This is a genomic window from Mesorhizobium argentiipisi (SeqCode) (assembly GCF_037179585.1).
Classification (GTDB): domain Bacteria; phylum Pseudomonadota; class Alphaproteobacteria; order Rhizobiales; family Rhizobiaceae; genus Mesorhizobium; species Mesorhizobium argentiipisi.
On sequence record NZ_JAPYKO010000115.1, the window covers coordinates 1 to 444 of the forward strand.

Here is a 444-nt window from a genome sequence, read left to right on the forward strand (position 1 = left end):
TGCACCTGATCTCCGCGGGCCGCTTCGGCGAGATCGACGGTTATGTCGGCTACATGGAGCCATATGCGACCTCCCACCGCGACCTCGACGAGGACCGCGAGTTTCAGCAGGAGGTGCGCAACGTGGCGTGCGCGCTCGGCAACGCTATCCGGCTGGCCCGGAGTGGGCGGCTCGACGAGCCCGGAGAGGGCCTTGAAGAGCCAAATCCCAAATGACAGCCTGAAAGGAGATCGGATGCTGGAGGAGAAGCTCAAGGAGGCCATTATCGGCGAGCTCAAGCGTCAGGCCGCCAACCGGCCGCAAGCGCTGAAAGTCGAAGGCTCTTCGGAAGCGCTGGTCGTCAATGGAAAGATCGATCTTGCCGATCTCGTCATGGTGATCGCGGGCTCCGTTGCCGGCGGCCCATAGCTCGCCTAACCAGGACACGTTCGCCTGCGCCCACGG

At 63.7% G+C, this 444-nt stretch carries 1 protein-coding gene and 1 pseudogene; both read left to right on the forward strand.

Translation table 11 applies throughout. The annotated features are described in order from the left end of the window. Positions 1–215, forward strand: a pseudogene (locus tag O7A05_RS34185) (NADPH-dependent FMN reductase); the annotation flags it as partial. Between the two features lie 19 nt (positions 216–234). Then, positions 235–408: a hypothetical protein gene (locus O7A05_RS34190; RefSeq protein ID WP_282522694.1), complete on the forward strand. Its 174-nt coding sequence runs from the start codon at positions 235–237 to the stop codon at positions 406–408. Positions 409–444 lie beyond the last annotated feature (36 nt).

What these genes read in the sequence shown, in the direction of transcription:
- O7A05_RS34190 (WP_282522694.1), top strand. Translation starts at nt 235, where the DNA reads ATGCTGGAGGAGAAGCTCAAGGAGGCCATTATCGGCGAGCTCAAGCGT.